Genomic DNA, 3,270 nt, shown 5'->3' with positions numbered 1-3,270 from the left:
AATCGGGCATTGATTTTAAACGGTCGGAACAACTTACTGAACAGAAATGAAGATCGTTCCCAGGCCTGCCAGAATTTACTATCGCGAACTAAATGGATTTCACACCGGTTTTGCGACTCTATGCTATAAATTTTTTCAATTTTCATTCCACATTCACCTTATTGTTACACAAGCAAATATAGATTACACAAGTGTCATATTTTGACATTAGTCACTTTTCCCCAAAAAAAATCGCCCCGCCCTTTTGGGGCGGGGATGTTTTTTTTCGGCTTCGCCGGGTCCGTTCCCTTTGGGCTTCGCCCTTTTGGAACGGACCTACGCGCCTGCTTTGTCCACAGAGTGGATAACAGCGACTAAAGAACTAAAGTTCGAAGTCTCGCTGTATAGCTGGCGCGTGCTAGTGGTGCTACGCACCTCTAGTTAGAGTGGCGTTCACACGCCACTTCGCTGCGGCTCGACCATGCCATAACGCAAGCGTTCTGGCGAGGCACTCGCCTTGCTTCAGTTCTGGAGACAACGAACGGAGCTACCGTAGTACTTATCGTTGTTGTCCATGTAGGCATTCTCGCTGAAGTAGCCCAAGTACATGTAATAGGCGTTGTAGCTATCGTTCTCGCTAGCAGACCAGAAGAGGGCGAAGTTGCCGGCATTGTAGAAATTGCCATTGTTGTTTCTGTAGCCTGCAGGGAGCGCGGAGAAGCCGTAGGTATCCGTTCCGTTGCCATTGCTGTACCAGCCACTGCCCGACTTAAGAGCCTTACCAGCAGCGCTGAAACCACCAACAGCCTTGAACAAGGTCTCCCATTCATCATAACTCGGCAGGTGCCAGCCCTCGGGGCACACGCCTTGAACAACTGTCGGCAGCGTACAGGTCTTACCATAACCGCAGGTCTGAGGATTGTCTGCATCGTTTGCCAGTGCAACGGAGTCAATGGCCGCAGCCCAGGTGTAAAGGCGACCGGTTACATCACAATTTTCGGCCTTATCGTCATAGCACCAGGACTTACCCTTCAGGCTCGGCATTTTTGTAGAATCGGCATAGTTCAGGTTCTCGGCCATCCACACCTGATCACCGATCTTTACAGTCTTGTACTTTTTATAGTCGCGTTTGTCAGTCATGGTGCCGTAGGTGATTTCCGGATTCAGGCGAGCCTCCTTCGGCACGTCAAAGGTCCAGTCACCCATCAGGCTTACCCAGCCCTTGCTAGAGCAGTAGTACTTGTTGGTTGCAGTCTCCTTGCCGTTCATGGTCTTGCCCACTTCGGCACTGGTGCACTTTTCGCCATAGGTGTCGTAGTCTATTTCTGCAGCCACCTGCCAGTTGCTGTTCTTGCACACGTAGTAAGTTTCGCCGCTCTTGCCGATTTCGCCGGTGCGGTTGGTGGTGCAGCCCATTAGGCCCAGGCTCACATCATTTGCATTCGTAGCCACCCACTGATCCAGGGCCTCGTCGTACTTGTACTGCACATCGGTGGAGTCCCCCTTCTTGATATCACCATCGCTACCTTCTACCCAACCCTGGGTATCAACGGTAATGTTGTTGGTGGATTCCCACTTGCGGTTCTTGCAAATGTACCAGGTTCCATTCACCTTGCCCGTATTCAAAGAAATGTCGGCTTCGCGAGTTTCGGTGCAACCGCCAAGGGCGGCTTCAACCGTGGAGGCGTTTCTCCAAGCATTTTTAGCGCCGTCGTAAACATAGTTCACGGACTTGGTTACGCTTCCCTGCTTGATTTCGCCATCTTCGCCGGCAGCCCACTGGTAAGTGTCCTTTTCAATGTCGCTAGCTTCTACCCAACCCTCGCCATTACAGATATAGCGGGTTTTAGTACCATAGGCTTCAACAAGTTCATTGGTGGTTGCGGCAACCACGCCCTTGCTATCGGCTTCGCAAGCCTCAAGGCCATAATTTGCATACCAGAAATTGCGCACATACTTTTCAAAGTCCGGAGCCGAACCCAACCCCCAGCTATTGATGTTGGAACGAATCGAAGATAGCTTGCCATTCAAGTCTTGTTCGTTAGCCCAGTCCGCAATCTTTGCCTTAGTGGAAGCGTCATTCCATTCGCCATCCTTCTCGATGTCGGTTGCGAACTTTGTCAAAAGTTCCGTGAGTTCCGCTTCGCTGCGATTACCCTGCATCAAAATGCTGAAGGCCAAAAGGGCGGCATTACCCTCGCCCTTGCTAAAGATGTTCAGGTCTTCGGAGTTCGCAAAATCGCCCTGGATACCAAAGGCGTTGAAGATTTCTGCTTCGGCCTGTTTCTTGGCAGCAGGAACATTCACGCCGGTGCCCACCAGGTAAAGGGCGCGTTCATATTCAAGGTGAGTCAGCAAGTTGATGTTCACCTTTTCGCGGTCGCTAAGGTCTGTAAGTGCGTTCAAGGTAATGGTACCGCCAGACTTTTTACCGCTGACTTCATTGCGGTAGTAGCCGCTGGCTTCGAGCAATGCATACTGGCTAGCCAAGGTAACGCTAGATACTCCGAACTCACCGTTGTCGCTGGTAATCTTGCCCGTAAAGCTCTTGCCGGTCTGTGCGTAGGTTTCGCCATCCAGTTCATAAAGCTTAACCGCCGAACCCGTCACAAACGGTCCCTTTTGGCTAACGCCTGCAATGGACTTATCCTTCACCTTCACAACATCAGGCTGTTCGTAGGCCGTGGAATCCTGCTCATACTTGAAACTGCTACTGGACATCGGGTCGTCCTTCTTGCTACTGGAAGAGCCTGGGTTGACAGAGGAGGAGGAACTAGGCTTGACAGATGAAGAAGAGTCTATTTTGTCAGATGAAGAGGAACTAGGCTTGACACTCGACGAGGAATCGTCGCCGTCCGTTTCGTCATCGGAAATCCATTTGCCGTCTTCGCAGATGTAGGCGGTCTTTTCATCCTTCACGTAGGCGGTAGCGCCCTCCCGCTTGTCGCTGCAAACAGGCAAATCATCGAAAGTCGCAACAACCAAATCGGCCTCAGAAACGGAACCATTTGCAGAGGTCCCGGAATTGGACTCGCCGTCACCGCAGGCCCAAAAGGCCAACGGGGCACAAAGCAGCGGAAGCATCAGCGAAATCTTTTTACGCATATAAAACTCCTAGGGTAAAATGGAGGTTGTCTATAAATAGGAATATACGTTTTTTTATAGATGAGTGCAACAGATAAGTGCTAACTCAGCCCTTACAAGCGGGCAATGCTCGCAGCAAATTCAACAAAATCGCTTAGGTTATTCTTGACAATGGAGTAAATTATTTTGTTATCAATAACTTCCATT

Annotated in this window: 1 protein-coding gene; it reads right to left on the bottom strand. The window is 50.4% G+C overall.

The window, feature by feature from the left end; genetic code table 11:
* Window positions 1-501: 501 nt before the first annotated feature.
* The gene (locus BUB59_RS15680; RefSeq protein WP_073231406.1) at window positions 502-3,084 is read right to left on the bottom strand and encodes a fibrobacter succinogenes major paralogous domain-containing protein; all 2,583 of its coding nucleotides are present in this window, start codon (window positions 3,082-3,084) and stop codon (window positions 502-504) included.
* Window positions 3,085-3,270 lie beyond the last annotated feature (186 nt).

The sequence above is a fragment of the Fibrobacter sp. UWEL genome, assembly GCF_900142535.1.
Taxonomy (GTDB): Bacteria; Fibrobacterota; Fibrobacteria; order Fibrobacterales; family Fibrobacteraceae; genus Fibrobacter.
Note: the sequence above shows the minus strand (reverse complement) of the source record. Positions and strands in the feature narration are given on the sequence as shown.